The organism is Streptomyces sp. NPDC026417 (assembly GCF_055567695.1).
Genome location: NZ_JBVHPY010000016.1, coordinates 207,581 through 224,938 on the forward strand (window position 1 = coordinate 207,581; position 17,358 = coordinate 224,938).

At 72.8% G+C, this 17,358-nt stretch carries 18 protein-coding genes; 8 read left to right on the forward strand and 10 right to left on the reverse strand.

The window, feature by feature from the left end; translation table 11 throughout:
* Positions 1 to 107: 107 nt before the first annotated feature.
* Positions 108 to 1,361, reverse strand: coding sequence for an Ig-like domain-containing protein (locus ACZ4NT_RS25010; RefSeq protein WP_121405684.1), 1,254 nt, complete (start codon positions 1,359 to 1,361; stop codon positions 108 to 110).
* A gap of 245 nt (positions 1,362 to 1,606) precedes the next feature.
* Entirely contained in the window at positions 1,607 to 1,951 is a 345-nt protein-coding gene (locus ACZ4NT_RS25015) for a hypothetical protein (protein ID WP_121405683.1), read from the reverse strand.
* Between the two features lie 110 nt (positions 1,952 to 2,061).
* On the opposite strand from ACZ4NT_RS25015, the gene ACZ4NT_RS25020 reads away from it, so the two are divergent.
* Both ACZ4NT_RS25020 and ACZ4NT_RS25025 read left to right on the forward strand, forming a co-directional pair.
* Positions 2,062 to 2,418 carry a hypothetical protein gene (locus ACZ4NT_RS25020; protein WP_467727690.1) on the forward strand — a complete coding sequence of 119 codons (357 nt, stop codon included), beginning with the start codon at positions 2,062 to 2,064 and terminating at the stop codon, positions 2,416 to 2,418.
* Between the two features lie 80 nt (positions 2,419 to 2,498).
* Positions 2,499 to 3,245, forward strand: coding sequence for a DUF2625 family protein (locus ACZ4NT_RS25025; RefSeq protein WP_121405681.1), 747 nt, complete (start codon positions 2,499 to 2,501; stop codon positions 3,243 to 3,245).
* Positions 3,246 to 3,393: 148 nt separating this feature from the next.
* Here ACZ4NT_RS25025 and ACZ4NT_RS25030 read toward each other — a convergent pair whose 3' ends face one another.
* The 4 genes from ACZ4NT_RS25030 to ACZ4NT_RS25045 all read right to left on the reverse strand — a co-directional run bounded on the left by ACZ4NT_RS25030 (position 3,394) and on the right by ACZ4NT_RS25045 (position 9,111).
* On the reverse strand, positions 3,394 to 5,094 hold the full coding sequence (locus ACZ4NT_RS25030; RefSeq protein ID WP_467727693.1) for a DEAD/DEAH box helicase: 1,701 nt from the start codon (positions 5,092 to 5,094) through the stop codon (positions 3,394 to 3,396).
* Positions 5,095 to 5,374: 280 nt separating this feature from the next.
* Entirely contained in the window at positions 5,375 to 6,913 is a 1,539-nt protein-coding gene (gene hutH, locus ACZ4NT_RS25035; protein ID WP_467727709.1) for a histidine ammonia-lyase, read from the reverse strand.
* 103 nt (positions 6,914 to 7,016) lie between these two features.
* The gene (locus tag ACZ4NT_RS25040) at positions 7,017 to 8,168 is read right to left on the reverse strand and encodes a sensor domain-containing diguanylate cyclase (RefSeq protein WP_121405678.1); all 1,152 of its coding nucleotides are present in this window, start codon (positions 8,166 to 8,168) and stop codon (positions 7,017 to 7,019) included.
* 136 nt (positions 8,169 to 8,304) lie between these two features.
* Positions 8,305 to 9,111 (reverse strand): enoyl-CoA hydratase-related protein, encoded by an 807-nt coding sequence (locus ACZ4NT_RS25045; RefSeq protein ID WP_121405677.1) that lies wholly within the window; start codon positions 9,109 to 9,111, stop codon positions 8,305 to 8,307.
* Positions 9,112 to 9,313: 202 nt separating this feature from the next.
* On the opposite strand from ACZ4NT_RS25045, the gene ACZ4NT_RS25050 reads away from it, so the two are divergent.
* A complete protein-coding gene (locus ACZ4NT_RS25050) occupies positions 9,314 to 10,021 on the forward strand; it encodes a hypothetical protein (RefSeq protein WP_467727695.1) in 708 nt (235 codons plus the stop codon).
* Here ACZ4NT_RS25050 and ACZ4NT_RS25055 read toward each other — a convergent pair.
* Together ACZ4NT_RS25055 and ACZ4NT_RS25060 are read right to left on the reverse strand one after the other, a co-directional pair.
* Positions 9,996 to 11,237, reverse strand: coding sequence for an adenylate/guanylate cyclase domain-containing protein (locus tag ACZ4NT_RS25055; protein WP_121405675.1), 1,242 nt, complete (start codon positions 11,235 to 11,237; stop codon positions 9,996 to 9,998). The two genes, ACZ4NT_RS25050 and ACZ4NT_RS25055, sit on opposite strands and share 26 nt — an antisense overlap.
* Before the next feature lie 220 nt (positions 11,238 to 11,457).
* On the reverse strand, positions 11,458 to 12,342 hold the full coding sequence (locus ACZ4NT_RS25060) for a biotin--[acetyl-CoA-carboxylase] ligase (RefSeq protein WP_121405674.1): 885 nt from the start codon (positions 12,340 to 12,342) through the stop codon (positions 11,458 to 11,460).
* Positions 12,343 to 12,473: 131 nt separating this feature from the next.
* Here ACZ4NT_RS25060 and ACZ4NT_RS25065 point away from each other — a divergent pair, with 131 nt between their 5' ends.
* Positions 12,474 to 14,066: an acyl-CoA carboxylase subunit beta gene (locus ACZ4NT_RS25065; protein ID WP_121405673.1), complete on the forward strand. Its 1,593-nt coding sequence runs from the start codon at positions 12,474 to 12,476 to the stop codon at positions 14,064 to 14,066.
* Between the two features lie 16 nt (positions 14,067 to 14,082).
* Positions 14,083 to 14,289, forward strand: coding sequence for an acyl-CoA carboxylase epsilon subunit (locus tag ACZ4NT_RS25070; protein ID WP_121405672.1), 207 nt, complete (start codon positions 14,083 to 14,085; stop codon positions 14,287 to 14,289).
* A gap of 46 nt (positions 14,290 to 14,335) precedes the next feature.
* Here the strand turns inward: ACZ4NT_RS25070 and ACZ4NT_RS25075 are convergent, their stop codons facing one another.
* A complete protein-coding gene (locus ACZ4NT_RS25075) occupies positions 14,336 to 15,466 on the reverse strand; it encodes an SGNH/GDSL hydrolase family protein (RefSeq protein ID WP_467727698.1) in 1,131 nt (376 codons plus the stop codon).
* A gap of 152 nt (positions 15,467 to 15,618) precedes the next feature.
* Here ACZ4NT_RS25075 and mmpB point away from each other — a divergent pair, with 152 nt between their 5' ends.
* Together mmpB and ACZ4NT_RS25085 are read left to right on the forward strand one after the other, a co-directional pair.
* Positions 15,619 to 15,747, forward strand: a complete 129-nt coding sequence (gene mmpB, locus ACZ4NT_RS25080; RefSeq protein ID WP_121405670.1) for a morphogenic membrane protein MmpB — start codon at positions 15,619 to 15,621, stop codon at positions 15,745 to 15,747.
* Positions 15,748 to 15,799: 52 nt separating this feature from the next.
* The gene (locus tag ACZ4NT_RS25085; protein WP_121405669.1) at positions 15,800 to 16,420 is read left to right on the forward strand and encodes a Maf-like protein; all 621 of its coding nucleotides are present in this window, start codon (positions 15,800 to 15,802) and stop codon (positions 16,418 to 16,420) included.
* Here the strand turns inward: ACZ4NT_RS25085 and ACZ4NT_RS25090 are convergent, their stop codons facing one another.
* Positions 16,421 to 16,909 (reverse strand): hypothetical protein, encoded by a 489-nt coding sequence (locus ACZ4NT_RS25090; protein ID WP_467727701.1) that lies wholly within the window; start codon positions 16,907 to 16,909, stop codon positions 16,421 to 16,423.
* A 353-nt stretch (positions 16,910 to 17,262) separates the two neighbouring features.
* Between ACZ4NT_RS25090 and ACZ4NT_RS25095 the strand changes: the two genes are divergently transcribed.
* Positions 17,263 to 17,358: biotin carboxylase N-terminal domain-containing protein (locus ACZ4NT_RS25095; protein WP_279617129.1), on the forward strand; the 96-nt coding region annotated here is incomplete at its 3' end.

A 17,358-nucleotide genomic window follows, 5' to 3' on the forward strand; every position in this document is an offset into this window, starting at 1 on the left:
TCGCAACCCCGTGTGCCGCCCGGGCTTCCGCCCCCTGCCCCTCCCGAGAACGCGAAAGCGGCGGCCGCCCCTGCCGGGGAGGCCGCCGCGCTCGGTCGCGCAGGGGGTCAGGCCGCCGAACCGGCCTTCCAGGCCGCCCAGTCGAGGTTCCAGTCGCTCAGACCGTTGTCCGGGGCGATGGTCTTGTCGCCGGTGTTCTTGACGACGACCACGTCACCGATCAGCGAGTTGTTGTAGAACCAGGCCGCGGGCGTGTTCGGGTCGTTGGCGCCCTTGGTGTCCGACAGGCCCACGCAGCCGTGGCTGGTGTTCACCGAGCCGAAGATGGACTTGGCTCCCCAGTAGTTGCCGTGGATGAAGGTGCCGGAGGCGGACAGGCGCATGGCGTGCGGCACGTCCTTGATGTCGTACTCGCCCTTGCCGTCCTCCTTGGTGAAGCCGACGGTCGAGCCGTCCATCCGGGTCTCCTTGAACTTCTGGGAGATCACCATCTGGCCTTCGTACGTCTTGTTCTCCGGAGCGCCCGCGGAGATCGGGATGGTCTTGACGGTCTTGCCGTCCCGCGTGACCTTCATGGTCTTGGTCTCCGCGTCGACGACCGAGACCTGGTTGCGGCCGACCTTGAAGGTGACCGTCTTCTGCTGCACGCCGTACACGCCGTTCGCGCCCTCGACACCGTCGAGGTTCAGCTTCAGGGTGACGGTCGAGCCGCTCTGCCAGTACTCCTCCGGACGGAAGTCCAGACGGTTCGGGCTGAACCAGTGGCCGGCGACCTCCTGGCCGCTGCTGGAGGAGACGGTGATCCCCTTCTGCACGGCGGCCTTGTTGGTGATCGCCTTGTCGAAGTTGATCGAGACCGGCATGCCGACGCCGACGGTGGAGCCGTCCTCGGGCGTGAAGTTGCCGATGAAGCTGTTGTCCGGGGAGACCGTGGTGAACGTGGCGTTCTCGTGGGCGGCGCGGCCTGCGGAGTCCTTCGCCTCGGCGGTGATCTCGTAGGTCGTGGCGCGCTCCAGCTGGCCCGTGGGGGCCCAGCTCTTCTTGTCCGCGGATATCTGGCCGGCCACCGCGGTGCCCGCGGCGGTCTTCAGCGTGACCTCCGTGAGCTTGCCCTTGCTCACGGTGACCTTGGTGCCGGTGTTGATGGAGGCGTTGTCGGAGCCGTCCTTGGGCGTGATCTTGATCTGCGCCTCGGACGTCTTCTTGGCGGCCGCCTCGTCGACCTTGGCCTGCGAGGTGCTGTCACCGCCGTCCGACGCGCCGGCCTTGTCGTCGCCCCCGCTGCACGCAGAGAGCACCAGCACCCCGCCGAGCAGCGCGGACGCGGCCATCAGACCTTTGCGCCGCTTACTGTCCGTCATCACACGCTTCTCCATCGTTGCCGAAAACCCGAAGTCCCGAGAGTCCCCGTAAGAACTGTCAACGCTACGACCGGTACATCCCGTTCCACATCCCTCGGATGTGTGGGGCACGCCACGTCGAATCGACCGGGCCGACTGGCGGGACCGGGACCGAACGTGGTGCGGAAGTGGTCAGTGCGCCTGGTGAGACGAAGAAACCCCGGACGGCGGTTGCCCCCCGGGGTCACGATTTTCCCCAAGCCGCGTCAGCCGAGCCCGTTCTCCTCGTCGTCCTCCGCTGCATCATCCTCGTCCAGGTCCCAATCCGGCGAATCGGGGTCGTAGTCGATCTGCTCGCTGCTCCACGACGCCTGGGCGAGCTCGATCCCCGGCACCTCACTGACCAGGTCGAACGGGTCGACGAGATAGGCGAGGGCCTCGGCAGTGTCTTCCGTCACTGCACCCTCGGCGTGCGACCGCTCGTCCGAGGGCATGTCGGTGTCGCCGGCGATCCGCTGCAGAGCGGCCTTGGTGACGGCGTCGGTGTCGTCGACCTCCAGCACCAGTTCGACACGAAGCCGTACAAACCGTGATGTCTCAGGAGTACTCATGGGAGGGAGCGTACGACCCGGACGATGCGCGACTTTCCCACGACCCGCGCCTTTCATTAGCATCGCCCCACACGGCCAATTCGCCAGCGCCACAAGGGGATCGATATTCCGTGTCCGCCGCACGTCGATCGTTGCTGACCGCCACCGCCGCCGGGACCCTCCTGGGGGCCCTGTGGTTCGTCCCGTCCGCCAACGCCACGCAGGACGCACCCGCGCAGCACTCGGCGTCCATGACCCGGACCTCCGCGAGTTCCCCGAACTCGGCGGCCTGGTCCGACGCGTCCGGATCCGCGACGTCCACGGACGTCACCCGGACCTCCGCCGAGTCGGCCGACGACGGTGCCCGGCTCGCCGACACCGGTGGCGTCGACACCACGCCGTACGTCGTCGGCGGCACGCTCTTCCTCGGCCTCGGGGCCGGGTTCGTGGCGTACTCGGTGCGCCGGGAACGCGCCACGGCCTACTGAGCGGCGACGGCCTGCTGAGCAACGTACGACGGCCCGTTGAGCACGGCGGCCGCGGCCCGCTAGACCCCCGGGTGGGACCCATGCGAGACCTGATCGAGCTGACCGACGTCGAGGAGCCCGCCTGGCCCCTCGTCTCCGCGGACCTGGCCGCGAGCGAGGTGCACGTGGACGTCCTCCCCGTGGACCCGGAGCGGGCGCGCGCGTCCCTCCTCCAGTTGCAGATCACCGCCCGCTCCCGGCTCGGGGCGCTCGTCCTCAACTCCGGTGGCCTGGTGCTGGACAGCGGGTGGCTGCGCGTCTACGGCAGTCCGGGACCCGGTGCGCTCTCGGGTCCGCCGGGACTGCGCGGGGTGCCGTCACTGGCCGGGGTCAACGGCTTCCCCGAGCACTTCGACCCCGCCTGGCGCCCGCGCGACAGCCTCGTCATCGGCCATGACGTCCTGGGCGGCGTCTTCACGCTCAACGGGGCCGACCCGCGGCCGTCGGGGCGCCCCGGCGATCCGGGCGAGGTCGTGTACTTCGCGCCGGACTCGCTGCGCTGGGAGGCCCTCGGCGCCGGGTACGGCCCGTGGCTCACCTGGCTGCTGACCGGCGGCATGGAGCAGTTCTACGAGACGCTGCGCTGGCCCGGCTGGCGCGCCGAGTCGGGTGCCCTGACGGGGACGCAGGGCATCTCGGTCGTGCCGTTCCTGTGGTCCGCCGAAGCCCGCCGGGACCTGGGGGCGACCAGCCGCCGCGCGGTCCCCCTCGCCGAACTGCTCGGCGTGAGCAGGCACTTCTGCCAGGAACTCGACTCGGTGGACCCGGGATTCCTGGGCGACGTCTAGCCGCTGCCCCGGGCCTCCGGGAGCCCGACTTCGTCCGGCAGGCCGGATGCGTGCCGGGCCCGGATTTTCACCCGGGACCCGGCCACGGCCGGGTGGCCCGGGGGGCCGGTCGTCGCGGGTGCGAGGACCGGCCGGAACCGGACAGCGCCTACGCGGCGCTGCGCCCGCCGCCGCCCTGGCCACCGCGCTGCGGGGCGCGACCGCGGCCCCGCCCGGAACCCGAACGCGTACCGCCCGCACCCGCGCCGGCGGCGCCACGGCCACCGGTGCCCGAGCCGGTACGGCCCGTCGCACCCGAGCCCGTACGGCCCCCGGCGGCGGATCCGCCGCGGCCCCCGGTGCCGCCGGAGCGGCCGCCCGCGGAGCCGGTGCCGCCCGTGCGGCCGGCCGTGCCTCCCGTACCGCCGGTGCGGCGGCCCGTGCCGGTGCCGGCCCCGGTCCTCGGCCTCGACCTGGGGCGCTGCTTCGGCTGCTCGACGGGCTGGGGCACCTCGATGACGATCGGGACGCCGGAGGGCTCGCGCGCCCCGGTGAGCCGGGCGAGTTCCGCGTCGCTCGACGTGACGCGGGCCGTGCGCGGGCTGATGCCGGCGTCGGCCATCAGCCGCGTCATCTCCCGCTTCTGCTCGGGCAGGACCAGGGTCACGACGCTGCCGGACTCGCCCGCGCGGGCGGTGCGCCCGCCGCGGTGCAGGTAGTCCTTGTGGTCGGTCGGCGGGTCGACGTTGACGACCAGGTCCAGGTCGTCGACGTGGATGCCGCGGGCCGCCACGTTCGTCGCGACGAGCGCGGTGACGTCGCCGTTCTTGAACTGGTCGAGCGTGCGGTTGCGCTGCGGCTGGCTCCGGCCGCCGTGCAGGGCGGAGGCGCGGACGCCGTTGGCCAGCAGCCGCTTGGTGAACCGGTCCGCGCCGCGCTTGGTGTCCACGAAGAGGATCACCCGGCCCTCGCGGGCGGCGATGCGCATCGCGACGGCCTTCTTGTCGGTCTCGTCGGCGACGTGCAGCACGTGGTGCTCCATCGTCGTCACCGCGCCCGCGGACGGGTCGACGGAGTGCACCACCGGGTCGGTGAGGAACATCCGGACGAGCCGGTCGATGTTCTTGTCCAGCGTCGCCGAGAAGAGCATCCGCTGCCCGTCCGGCTCGACCTGCTTCAGCAGCGCCGTGACCTGCGGCATGAAGCCCATGTCGGCCATCTGGTCGGCCTCGTCGAGGACGGTGATGGAGACCCGGTCGAGGGCGCAGTCGCCCCGCTCGATGAGGTCCTTGAGGCGGCCGGGGGTGGCCACCAGCACCTCGGCGCCGCGGCGCAGCGATCCGGCCTGCCGCCCGATCGACATGCCGCCCACCGCGACGGTCAGCCGCAGGTTGACGGCGGTCGCGTACGGGGTGAGGGCGTCGGAGACCTGCTGGGCGAGTTCACGGGTGGGCACCAGGACCAGCGCGAGCGGGGCCTTCGGCTCGGCCCGGCGGCCGGCGGTCCGCGCCAGCAGGGCGAGTCCGAACGCGAGCGTCTTGCCCGAGCCGGTGCGTCCGCGGCCGAGCACGTCGCGTCCCGCGAGGGTGTTCGGCAGGGTGGCGCCCTGGATCGGGAACGGCTCGGTCACGCCCTGCGCCGCCAGCGTCTTGGTCAGCGCGGCGGGCATGTCCAGCGCGTCGAAGGACTCGACGGCGGGCAGTGCGGGCGTGACGGTCTCGGGCAGCGAGAACTCCTGCGGCGCCACCGCCTTGCGGACCGGGCCGCCCTTGCCTGCGCCCCGGGTGCCGTTCCTCTGGGGACGCCGGGCGGCGGCGCCGGTGGGCCGGCCCGAAGAAGTGGTGCGGGCGGCGCGTTCGGATCGAGTCATGCTGGCTCTGGATTTCCTTCCTGGGCCCCATAAAGAGCAGGAGTCGGGGCCCGCACCCGTAAGGCGCGGGCCCCGGCTCAAAAGAAGAGCGTCCCCGGCTGTCGGAGGGGGGCGTCGTTCTGCAAAACAAAACGCGCCTGCGGAAGATTCCGATCAGGCGCAGAAGTAAGGGGATAACTGAATAGCGTATCAACGGGACTTTAGCACAGGTGGGGCCACCGCCCGGTCGGCAGCGGCCCCACCAGCACCTTTGTCACCGGTGCGCCGGGGTGTCCGGCGGCTAGGCGAGCGGTCCCGTCACGGGCTCCACCGCGGCCACGAGACCACCGCCCCGGACGAATGCGTCGGCCGCGGCCAGGTCGGGCGCCAGGAAGCGGTCGGGGCCGGGGCCCTGGACGCCGGCCACGCGCACGGCCTCGATGACCGCCTGGGAGGCGGGGGCCGGGGCCAGTCCCTCGCGGAGCTCGATCGCGCGGGTGGCGGCGTAGAGCTCGATGGCGACGATGCGCGTGAGATTGTCCACGGCCGTCCGCAGCTTGCGCGCCGCCGACCAGCCCATCGAGACGTGGTCCTCCTGCATCGCCGAGGACGGGATGGAGTCCGCCGAGGCCGGTACGGCGAGCCGCTTCATCTCGCTGACGAGGGCGGCCTGCGTGTACTGGGCGATCATCAGGCCCGAGTCGACGCCGGCGTCGTCGGCGAGGAACGGCGGAAGGCCGTGCGAGCGGTTCTTGTCGAGCAGGCGGTCGGTGCGGCGCTCGGCGATCGAGCCGAGGTCGGCCGCGGCGATGGCCAGGAAGTCGAGGACGTACGCGACCGGGGCGCCGTGGAAGTTGCCGTTCGACTCCACGCGTCCGTCGGGCAGGACGACCGGGTTGTCCACGGCCGAGGCCAGTTCGCGCTCGGCGACCGTGCGGGCGTGGGCGAGGGTGTCCCGTCCGGCGCCGGCGACCTGGGGGGCGCAGCGCACGGAGTAGGCGTCCTGGACGCGGGGCGCGTCGTCCTGGTGGTGCCCGGTGAGCTGGGAACCCTTCAGCACCGCCAGCATGTTGGCCGCGGAGGCGCCCTGACCGGGGTGCGGGCGGATGGCGTGCAGCTCCGGGGCGAGGACCTTGTCGGTGCCGAGCAGGGCCTCGAGGGAGAGGGCCGCGGTGACGTCGGCGGACTTGTAGAGCATGTCCAGGTCGGCGAGGGCCATGACGAGCATGCCGAGCATGCCGTCGGTGCCGTTGAGGAGGGCGAGGCCTTCCTTCTCGCGCAGCTCGACGGGCGCGATGCCGTGCTCGGCGAGCAGGTCGCCGGCGGGCCGGACGGTGCCGTCGGGGCCTTCGGCGTCGCCCTCGCCCATGAGGGTCAGCGCGCAGTGCGAGAGCGGCGCCAGGTCGCCGGAGCAGCCGAGCGAGCCGTACTCGTGGACGACCGGGGTGATGCCCGCGTTCAGGATGTCGGCCATGGTCTGCGCGACCTCGGGCCGTACGCCCGTGTGTCCCGAGCAGACGGTCTTGAGCCGCAGGAACATCAGCGCGCGGACCACCTCGCGCTCCACGCGCGGGCCCATGCCGGCGGCGTGCGAGCGGACGATGTTGCGCTGCAGCTGAGCGCGGAGTTCCTGGCTGATGTGCCGGGTCGCGAGGGCACCGAAGCCGGTCGAGACGCCGTACACGGGGTCCGGTTTGGCGGCCAGCGCCTCCACGATCCCGCGGGCCGCGGCGAGGGCCGCCACGGCCTCGCCGGAGATCTCGATCCGGGCGCCGCCGCGCGCCACGGCGAGCACGTCGGACGCGGTCACGCCCGACGTCCCCACCACCACAGTGTGCATATCCATATTCAGGAGCGTACGCAGTGAATTCGATGATGTCACTAGTGGGTGGCGGGTTGACCCCTTACTCCGAGGTACGTCACAGCGGCGCTCCGGGCGCCGCTCACGGCCGGGGTTCGTGACGGCCGCGGAAGCGGCGGCGCTCCGCGGCGGCGGGCGACGGGGTGTCCGCGAGGCGCACCACGGGGTCGTCGGGACCCTCGCGGCCGGCGACCACCGGCCTGGTGGCCCGGACGGCCTTCGCGCGGTACTGGGCGGCGTCGGCCAGCCGGAAGAGCCGCCGCGCGGACCGTACGGGACCGATCGGGTCCTCGGTGGAGGCGACCCCGCAGGCCACGCCGTCCCCGAGTTCCAGCTCGGCCGCCCGCCGGCACAGCTCGTCGGCCACCCGGACGACCTCGTCCGCCGCCGGCCCGACGGCCAGCAGGCAGAACTCGTCCCCGCCCAGCCGGGCGGCCAGGGCGCCGGGAAGCATCGCCCCGCACAGCGACAGCACGGACCCGAAACGTTCCAGCAGCCGGTCGCCGACGGCGTGCCCGCGGGTGTCGTTCACCCGTTTGAGGCCGTTGAGGTCGCAGACGACGAGGCTCACCACCGCGGCGTCGCGCCGGTGCAGCTCGACGGCCTCGTCGAGGCGCACGTCGACGGCGCGGCGGTTCGCCAGGCCGGTCAGGGCGTCGGTGAAGGCCAGCCGGCGGGCCTCCTCCAGGCGCTCGGTCTGGGCGATGCCGGCCGCCACGACGGAGGCCAGGACGGTGGCGAAGTCCGCGTCGGCGCCGTCGAAGACGGGCTCGCCGACCGGCCGCGCCACATACAGCTCACCCCAGGCGCGGCCGTGCAGGACGATCGGGGCGACGACGCAGCACCCCCGGCCGCGGCGTCGCAGCGCGGCGACCCGCTGGTGGCAGTACTCGGCGCGGCCCTCGGCCGGGCCCTCCGCCGTCTCCACCCATGCGTTCGGCTCGCCGCCGCAGGCCCAGCGTTCGTGCAGGAACTCGGTGATCTCCGGGAACTGGTGGACGGGGTAGGCCTCCCCCTCGGGGAACTCCGCCTCGTCGGCGGCGCGCTCGCCCACGTTCGCCAGGACGCGGAGCCGGCCGAGTTCGCGCTCCCACACGGAGAGCGCGGCGAAACTCCCGGACAGCGCGCGGCACGCGCCGAGCGCCGCGGCCCGCCAGGACTCCCGCGGGCTGTGCGCCGCCGCCATCCCCTGCGCCAGCGCCACCACGGCCCTCAGCCGTCTGTCCTCTCCCATCACCACAGGCTAGGTAAATTTCCGACAATCAGGGCACTCGGGCCCACGAACAGACGCCCGACTGGCCGTACCGTCCCGCCGTCCGGGGCGCACGGCCGGCTGGTGCGTCACGGGCGCAGCACGGCCGTGCCCGGTGTCACTCCCCCGGCCAGTCCGGGGTCCGCTTCTCGTTGAAGGCGGCCACGCCTTCCGCACGGTCGCCGGAGAAGGCGACCGAGCGCCAGGCCGCGTCCTCGACCTCCAGGCCCGCGCGGAGGTCGAGCCCGTGCCCGAGGCGCAGCGCGCGCTTGGCGGCCCGCAGGCCGACCGGCGAGTTCGCGGCGATCCGGGCGCCGAGGGCGAGGGCTTCCTCCCGGTCCCGGCCCTCGTCCACCAGCTCGTCCACCAGGCCCAGCTCCCGCGCCTCGCCGGCCGGGAGCCGACGGGCGGTGAAGATCAGCTCCGCGGCCCGGGCCGCCCCCACGCGCCGGGGCAGCAGCTGCGTGCCGCCGCCGCCGGGGATGACCCCGACGGACACCTCGGGCAGTCCGACCACCGCCGTACGGTCGGCCACGATCAGGTCGCAGGCCAGCGCGAGCTCGAAACCGCCGCCCAGCGCGAACCCGTGCACGGCGGCGACGGTCGGCATCGGCAGCTCCAGCACCCCGGTGTACGCCGCCCGCGCCACGGGGCGCTGGCGCACCAGGTCGGCGTCGCTGAAGGAGTTGCGCTCCTTGAGGTCCGCGCCGACGCAGAAGGCGCGCTCATGGGTGGAGGTCAGCACCACCACTCGCGCGTCCCGGTCGGCGGCGAGGGCGTCGCAGGCACCGGCGAGGGAGCGGGCCATGTCCGTCGAGACCGCGTTCATGGCCTTGGGCCGGTCGAGCGCGAGCTCTGCGACGTGTCCGTGCCGCCGTACGACGACGAACTCCCCGAACCGCCGCTCGTCCGCTTGCTCCGCCATGACGCCCTCCTGGTTAACGCGGGTTAACTTCCGACGCACCGATCATCGCAGCCGAGCCCGCCCAGGAAAAGGCGTCCCGTCCCGCTGGGCTCCTCATTCGGGTGACAGTGACCCCAACTCCTCCCGTACACACGCAAGCCGCGCATAACCTGCGCACCGCCACAGCGCACCGGGGAGCGCCGACGCATCGGGAAGGATCGCCATGGCGAAGACAGCGGAAGCGACGAGACCGGCCGACACGGAGCGCCCGGCGCAACCGGCGATCCCGGCGCAGCAGACGACCCCGGCACGGCCGGCCATCCCGGCGGGCGCGGGGAACGGCGCTCCGCTGTGGACCCGGCCCGTCCGGGGACGGCACCGCAGGCCGCGGCCCCGCCGGACGCTCTTCGCCGTGAGCGGCCTCGCGCTGGCCGCCGGCGCCCTCAGCCTCGTACGACTCGTGCCCGAACCGCTCGGCGGCGGCGCCGCGCACACCGAGGCAGGGTCCCCCGGACCGGACGCGACGGCCGACCCGGCGGGCACGGCGGCGGGCAACGCGGCGGCGACGGTGGAGCCGGCCCCGGCACCGGGTTCCGCGAGGGCCTCGGCGACGGCGGTGATGGGCGGCGCGAGCCCCACGCCCACCGCGGGAGCGACGGCTGCGCCCTCACCGACCGCGGGCGCGCCCTCGCCGTCCCGGCGCGCGGAGCCCGCCACCGACAGGACCGGCATCCCGGACGCCCCCGCGGACCGGGTGACCCCGCCGCCGCCGGCCCCCTCGCAGCCTGCGCCCGCCTCCCCCGCGCCGCGGCCCTCGCCGAGTCACAGCAGCCGTGCCCCGGAACCCGGACCGGCCGACCCCGGCCTGTGCGTGCCGGTCATCGGGCTGTGCGTCGACCCGCTGGTCAGGGGGTCGCGCTCCGGCGGGTGAGGAGCCAGGGCTCGACCACCCCGAGCCCGCGCACGGGCCGCTGCCACATCGGCTGCAGCGCGAAGCGGTAGGTGGGCGGCTCCTCGCCCTCCTTCTCCGCGGCGGCCGCGGCCTCGGCCGCCTCCGCCTCGGAGGCGGGCGCCTCGCTCGTACGGACCAGTTCCTCCGCGAACGCGCCGTCCACCAGGACGGCGTCCCTGGGCGCTATCGACGTCAGCCTGCTGGCCAGGTTCACCGTCGTGCCGAAGACGTCGCCCATCCGGGTGGTGACCGTGCCGAAGGCGATGCCGACGCGCAGTTCCGGCATCGTCTCGTCGTTCGCCATGGTCTCGATGAGCCGCAGGGCGATCTCCGCGGCCACCCCGGCGTCGTCCGCCGCGTAGAGCACCTCGTCGCCCAGGGTCTTGATGAGCCGGCCGCCGTGCGCCGCCACCAGGTCGGCGGCGGTGGTCTCGAAGGCCTCGACGAGTTCGCCGAGCTCCTCCTCCTCCATCCGGCGGGTCAGCCGCGTGAACCCGACCAGGTCGGCGAAGCCCACGGCCAGCCGCCGGTCGACCATCTCCTCGTCGTCCGCGGCCTGCACGACGCGGCCGGTCGCGGCGGCGAGCTGACGCCGCCAGACGTAGACGATGAACTCCTCCAGCTCGGGCAGGAGCAGCTCGACCAGGGGGTACGTCACCTCGGTGCGTGTCATCCCCGGCTCCGGCGGCTCGGTCAGGCCCTCCAGGAAGGAGTCGATCTGCCACTCGGCCAGACGCGCCGTGGTCTGTCCGGTGGAGCGGGCGACCTGCACGGCCATCGCCTCGCTCAGCAGCCCCGCCTCGACGAGACCGGCGAGCCGGCGCAGGGCGAGCACGTCCGCCTCGGTGAGTGCCTTGGCCTGGCCGATGTCGGCGAATCCCATGGCCCGCCAGAACCGGGAGGCCAGCTCCATGGAGACGCCTGCGCTGCGCGCCGCCTGAAAAGGGGTGTACCGGCGCTCGGCGCCGAGGATGAGCTGTTCGAGCCGCAGGGCCAGCGGATCGCCCTCGGGTCCCTGCTCGTCCTCGCCGTCCACCGGGTCGGGCGCCTCGGTCCGGCCGGGCCAGGCGTCCGTGCGCCCGTGCGCGTCGACCCGGCCCCGCGACCCTTCGGCGGCCGGCCCGGCGGTGCGCCCCTGCTCGCCGTCGGGATCGGGGTGTGCACCCGTGCCGGAGCCGGTGTCGTCGACGGTCACGCCTGCTGCCCTTCCGATCTGCCGCGGTCAGGTATCGACCGCGCTCAACTCTACGGCAGGTGTGCGCTGGCTCACTCCTGACTCGTACGCGCGGAGGTCCCGCCTCGAAACCTTTCGCTCCGGCCGCCCGTCCCGTGCCGACCTGGGACTCCTGCCCCGGGGCGCGCGCCCCGAACGCCCGGGGTTCCGGTGCCCGGCGGCCCCCGTCGCGCGGTGCCGGTCAGACGGGTCGCAGATGCACGATGTCTCCCGCGCCCACCGGCTGCTGCATGCCCTCCTCGGTGGCCAGCACCAGACGGCCGTCCCCGTCGACGGCCACCGCCTCACCGCTGATCGACGTGCCTCCGGGCAGTTCGGCCCGGACCAGTCGTCCCAGCGTCGCGCACCCGGCGGCGTACGTCGCCTGCAGACCGGACGCGTCGGGGTCGCCACCCGCCGCGCGCCACGTGCCGTACCACTCCTCCAGCGACCGCAGCAGCGACCGCAGGAGGGTGTCGCGGTCCGTCGACACCGCCCCGGCCAGGGCGAGCGATCCGGCCCCCGGCACGGGCAGTTCCTCCTGGCGCAGGGTCACGTTGAGACCGATCCCGATGACCACGCCGTCGCCGCCGGCGCGCTCCGCGAGGATGCCGCCCGTCTTGCGCTCCTCGCCGTCGACGGTGACCAGCAGGTCGTTGGGCCACTTGAGTGCCGTGTCGACCCCCGCGGCCCTCGGCAGCGCCGTCGCCACCGCCACCCCGGCGAGCAGCGGCAGCCAGCCCCAGCGCTCGACGGGCACCTCGGCGGGCCTCAGCAGCACGGAGAAGAAGAGGCCCGAGCGCGGCGGCGCGGTCCACCGGCGGTCCAGGCGGCCGCGTCCGGCGTGCTGCTCCTCGGCGACCAGGACGGCGCCCTCGGCCGCGGTCCCGGCCCGTCCGGCCAGGTCGGTGTTGGTGGAGCCGGTCACGGGTACCACGTCGAGCGAGGTCCACAAGCCGCCCTCGCGCACCAGCGCCCGGCGCAGGGCGACGGCGTTGAGGGGCGGGCGGTCCAGGTCCGACCAGCGGCTCTCGCGCGGGCCGTTGCCGGGCTCTTCGGTCGGGTCGGAGGAATCTCGCGGCGTCATGCAACCCACCCTAGGTGTGGTAAACGCCGCACTGCCGAACGGTATCGCCGCCACTACCCTACGAGTCAGTAGCAAAGCCCTGAGCACGTCACCCTCACGTCCCCACTGAGCAGGCAGGGAGCCGCATCCCGATGTCCGAGCCGGAAGAGCTGCACCACCCCGACATCCACACCACCGCGGGCAAGCTCGCGGATCTGCAGCGCCGCATCCAAGAGGCGACGCACGCCGGCTCGGAGCGCGCCGTCGAGAAGCAGCACGCCAAGGGCAAGCTGACGGCGCGCGAGCGTATCGAACTGCTCCTCGACGAGGGCTCCTTCGTCGAGCTGGACGAGTTCGCGCGGCATCGCTCGACGGACTTCGGCATGGAGAACAACCGCCCGTACGGCGACGGTGTCGTCACCGGGTACGGCACGGTCGACGGGCGCCCCGTCGCCGTGTTCTCGCAGGACTTCACCGTCTTCGGCGGAGCCCTGGGCGAGGTCTTCGGACAGAAGATCATGAAGGTCATGGACTTCGCGCTGAAGACCGGCTGCCCGGTCATCGGCATCAACGACTCCGGTGGCGCCCGCATCCAGGAGGGCGTGAGCGCGCTCGGCATGTACGGCGAGATCTTCCGCCGCAACACCCATGCGTCCGGCGTCATCCCGCAGATCAGCCTGGTCGTCGGGCCCTGCGCGGGCGGCGCGGTCTACTCCCCGGCCATCACCGACTTCACGATCATGGTCGACCAGACCTCGCACATGTTCATCACCGGCCCGGACGTCATCAAGACGGTCACCGGCGAGGACGTCGGCTTCGAGGAGCTCGGCGGCGCTCGTACGCACAACTCGGCGTCCGGCGTGGCCCACCACATGGCGGGCGACGAGAAGGACGCCATCGAGTACGTCAAGCAGCTGCTGTCGTACCTGCCGTCGAACAACCTCAGCGAGCCCCCCGTGTTCCCGGAGGAGGCGGACCTCACCCTCACGGACGAGGACCGCGAGCTGGACACGATCGTGCCGGACAGCGCCAACCAGCCGTACGACATGCACACCGTGATCGAACACGTGCTGGACGACGCGGAGTTCTTCGAGACGCAGGCGCTGTTCGCCCCGAACATCCTCACCGGCTTCGGCCGGGTGGAGGGCCGTCCGGTGGGCATCGTCGCCAACCAGCCGATGCAGTTCGCGGGCTGTCTGGACATCGACGCGAGCGAGAAGGCCGCGCGCTTCGTGCGCACCTGCGACGCCTTCAACGTCCCGGTCCTCACCTTCGTGGACGTGCCGGGCTTCCTGCCGGGCGTCGACCAGGAGCACACCGGCATCATCCGCCGCGGCGCCAAGCTCATCTACGCGTACGCCGAGGCGACGGTCCCGCTGATCACGGTCATCACCCGCAAGGCGTTCGGCGGCGCCTACGACGTCATGGGTTCCAAGCACCTGGGCGCCGACCTCAACCTGGCCTGGCCGACCGCGCAGATCGCGGTGATGGGCGCGCAGGGCGCGGTCAACATCCTGCACCGCCGGACCATCGCCGCCGCGGAGGACCAGGAGGCCACCCGGGCCCGGCTCATCCAGGAGTACGAGGACACCCTCCTCAACCCCTACACGGCGGCCGAGCGCGGCTACATCGACGGTGTGATCATGCCGTCCGACACCCGTGCCCACGTCGTGCGCGGTCTGCGTCAGCTGCGGAGCAAGCGGGCTTCGCTGCCCCCGAAGAAGCACGGCAACATCCCCCTCTAGGCCCCAGGGAGTGGTCATGACGATCAAGGTCGTACGGGGCAATCCGACCCCGGAGGAGCTGGCCGCCGCACTGGCGGTGGTCCGGGTGCGCGCCGCGGCGGCGGACACGCCGTCCGGCGCGCCCCGCGAGCGGGACGCCTGGGCGGATCCGGCGCGGGTGGCCCAGTACCGGCTCCCCGCACCGGGCCCACAGGCCTGGGGCCGCACGTACTGGCCCCACTAGGTCCGCCGGGACCGGTACCGGCCGGATCCGCCAGGACCGGTACCGGTCAGAGGAGTTCCGCGAGGACTTCGGCCATCACCGCGTATCCCGCGTCGTTCGGGTGCAGGTGATCGCCGAAGTCGTACGCGGGGTGCAGCCGTTCGGGGTCCGCCGGGTCGGCGAGTGCCCGGTTCAGGTCCACCACCGTGTCCCACTCGCCGCAGGTGCGGATCCACTCGTTGACCTCGTGGCTCACCTTCGCCGCGCGCTCGCCCCAGTGGTCGGAGCCGCCGAACGGCAGGAGCGTCGAGCCGATCACCCGCAGCCCCCTCGCGCGGGCCTGCCGGATCAACGCGCGGTAGCCGTCGACGAGTTCGCCGGCCTCGACGCGCGGGGCGGGCTGGTACGTGGGCTGTGCGTCCGTCTCGCTGAAACCGATGTCGTTGAGCCCCGCCAGGACCACCAGCGTGTCGACGCCGGAATGGTCGAGGACGTCGCGGGCGAGGCGGTGGACGGCCCGCTCGCCGTACCAGGCCGAGTCGTTGAGCAGCAGGTTCCCGCCGATGCCCGCGTTCAGCACGGGCCGTCCGGTGCGCCCGGCCAGCGCGTCGGACCAGCGGCGGTCGGTGCCCGGGGTGGAGCCGAAGCCGTCCGTGATGGAGTCCCCGAGCAGGGCGACGGCGTCTCCGCGGCCCGCGTCGACCTCCACGGCGGAGAGGAAGTACCAGGACGCGTCGGTCTCGTCGAAGCCGTCGCCCGTGACGTCCTGCAGCCGGTCCCCCGCACCCCGGTAGCCGGTGGTGAAGGCCTGCGCGTGGAAGGTCGCGGGACCCGTGACGGCGTCGAGGTGGAGGGTCACGGTCAGTGACTGCCCCGCTGCCAGGACGAGCCCGGCCGGGTCGCTGACGGCGAGGCCGTGCGGCGGGACCACGACGGCGTCCGCCCCGGCGAACGTGAGCCGTCGGAGCGAGGCCGGTTCGACGGCCGCCCCCGCGGCCGTTCGGGCGACGGTGGCACCCGCGATGCGCAGCGGCGAGGTCCCGTAGGCGTTCGAGAGGTGGACGCGGAGGCGGTCGCCACCCGCGGTGACGCGGACGACCTGGCGCAGCGACTGGCGCCAGAAGCCCTCCCGCGACCGGTTGGGGGTGAAGCCCTCGGCGGGGAGCTGGGGCGAGGCGGTCCAGGCAGTGGTGAACACGACGGTTCCCTCCCTAAAAGGGACTGGAGTTCCCTTAGTGATGCCCATGACGGTAGCACTGGGTGACTAACTAATGGAACCCTGGACCCTTTTAGGGAAGTTGAGTACGCGTACTCAGGCGCCCGGCGGCGCGCCGCCGCACGATCGGAGGCATGTTGTGGTCCGACCCCGAGAACGAGCCGCCCGAGGAATTGCGCGACATGCAGGACAAGATGCGCCGCCTCGGGCTCTTCGTGGCGCTCGCCATGGTGCTCGCCATGATCGTCCTCGGCGTGAAGTGACGGCGCGCCGAAGGCCGGCAGGACATCCGGGCCGCGCCGATACCCTGATCGCATGACCGATCAGCCGCGCCGCCGCCTCGTGCTCGCCTCCCAGTCCCCCGCCCGGCTCGGCCTGCTGCGCCAGGCCGGACTCGCCCCCGAGGTGATCGTGAGCGGATTCGACGAGGACGCCGTGACCGCCCCGACCCCCGCCGAACTCGCGCTCGCCCTGGCCGAGGCGAAGGCCTCCGTCGTGGCGGCCAGGCCCGAGGTGCAGGGGGCCCTCGTGATCGGCTGCGACTCGGTCCTGGACCTGGACGGGGAGGCGCTCGGCAAGCCCGCCGACGCCGAGGAGGCCACCGCCCGCTGGAAGGCGATGCGCGGCCGGGCCGGGACGCTCCAGACGGGACACTGCATCTGGGACACCACGGCCAAGCGCCACGTCTCGGCGACCGCCTCCACCGTGGTCCACTTCGGGGAGCCCACGGACGCCGAGATCGCCGCGTACGTCGCCTCGGGCGAACCCCTCCACGTCGCCGGGGCGTTCACGCTCGACGGCCGCTCGGCCCCCTTCGTCGAGGGCATCGAGGGCGACCACGGCAACGTCATCGGCATCTCCCTGCCCACGGTGCGCCGGCTGCTGGCCCGGCTCGGCGTGGGCATCACGGAGTTGTGGACGCCGAGCGAGAGGTGATCAGGTCGCCGTGGGGGCCGGGGGTGCCGGAGGTGCCGTGACCGGCGCTTCCCCGCCGCCACCGGCGCCCTTCTCCGGCGGCGCGTCCGCCGGTCCCGTCCGGCGGTCGTAGGCCATCAGGACGAGCACGATCAGCCCGAGCACCACCATCATGAAGGCGAACGCGCCCCAGCCGACCAGACCCACGGCGAAGGCGCCGAGCAGGGCGTGCACCACGGCGGCACTGATCAGCAGGATCCGGCCGACGCCGGCCGGCGGCCGGTTGCGCAGGGCCACCAGCAGTGCCGCCAGCCCGCACAGCGCGAAGTACAGGCCGAAGACCAGTCCGCCGACCTTCGACGAGACGGACATCTTGTGCGGGTCGAGCCCGGCCAGGGACATGTCCTGCCGGTCGACGACCATGCCGAGGTACCAGTTCAGCAGCGCGATGCCGAACGCCTCCACGAAGAGCACGATCGCCGCCACCCACGCCGCCGGTCTGCGCACCACCGGTCCCCACCCACTTCCGCGTGCTGTTACCCCAAGTACGTCCGAACAAGCGAACGCTACTAACGGGTAAACCGCGGGACAAGGGCCCGGCGCAGGGCAAAGAATCATTGGGCCATTCGTAGGGACTCCACAAAGAAACCCTGTGGGCCGCAGCACGCTCTCACAGAGACCTTGACCACATCGGAGGGCTAGGGTTCAGGGGAGGATTCCTGCGTACCGCGGTGCGACAAGGGATTTCGCGGGTCGAGCGAGCCTCGAATCACGCTCCGTGTGGGCAAGCTCACCATTGGGGACGGGTCGAAAGGTCGTGTCGGCAGTCCCTAAACTCGGCTTGTTTCAAGGAGGGAGCCATCGTGCGCAAGGTGCTCATCGCCAACCGTGGCGAAATCGCTGTCCGCGTGGCCCGGGCGTGCCGGGATGCCGGGATCGCGAGCGTTGCCGTGTATGCG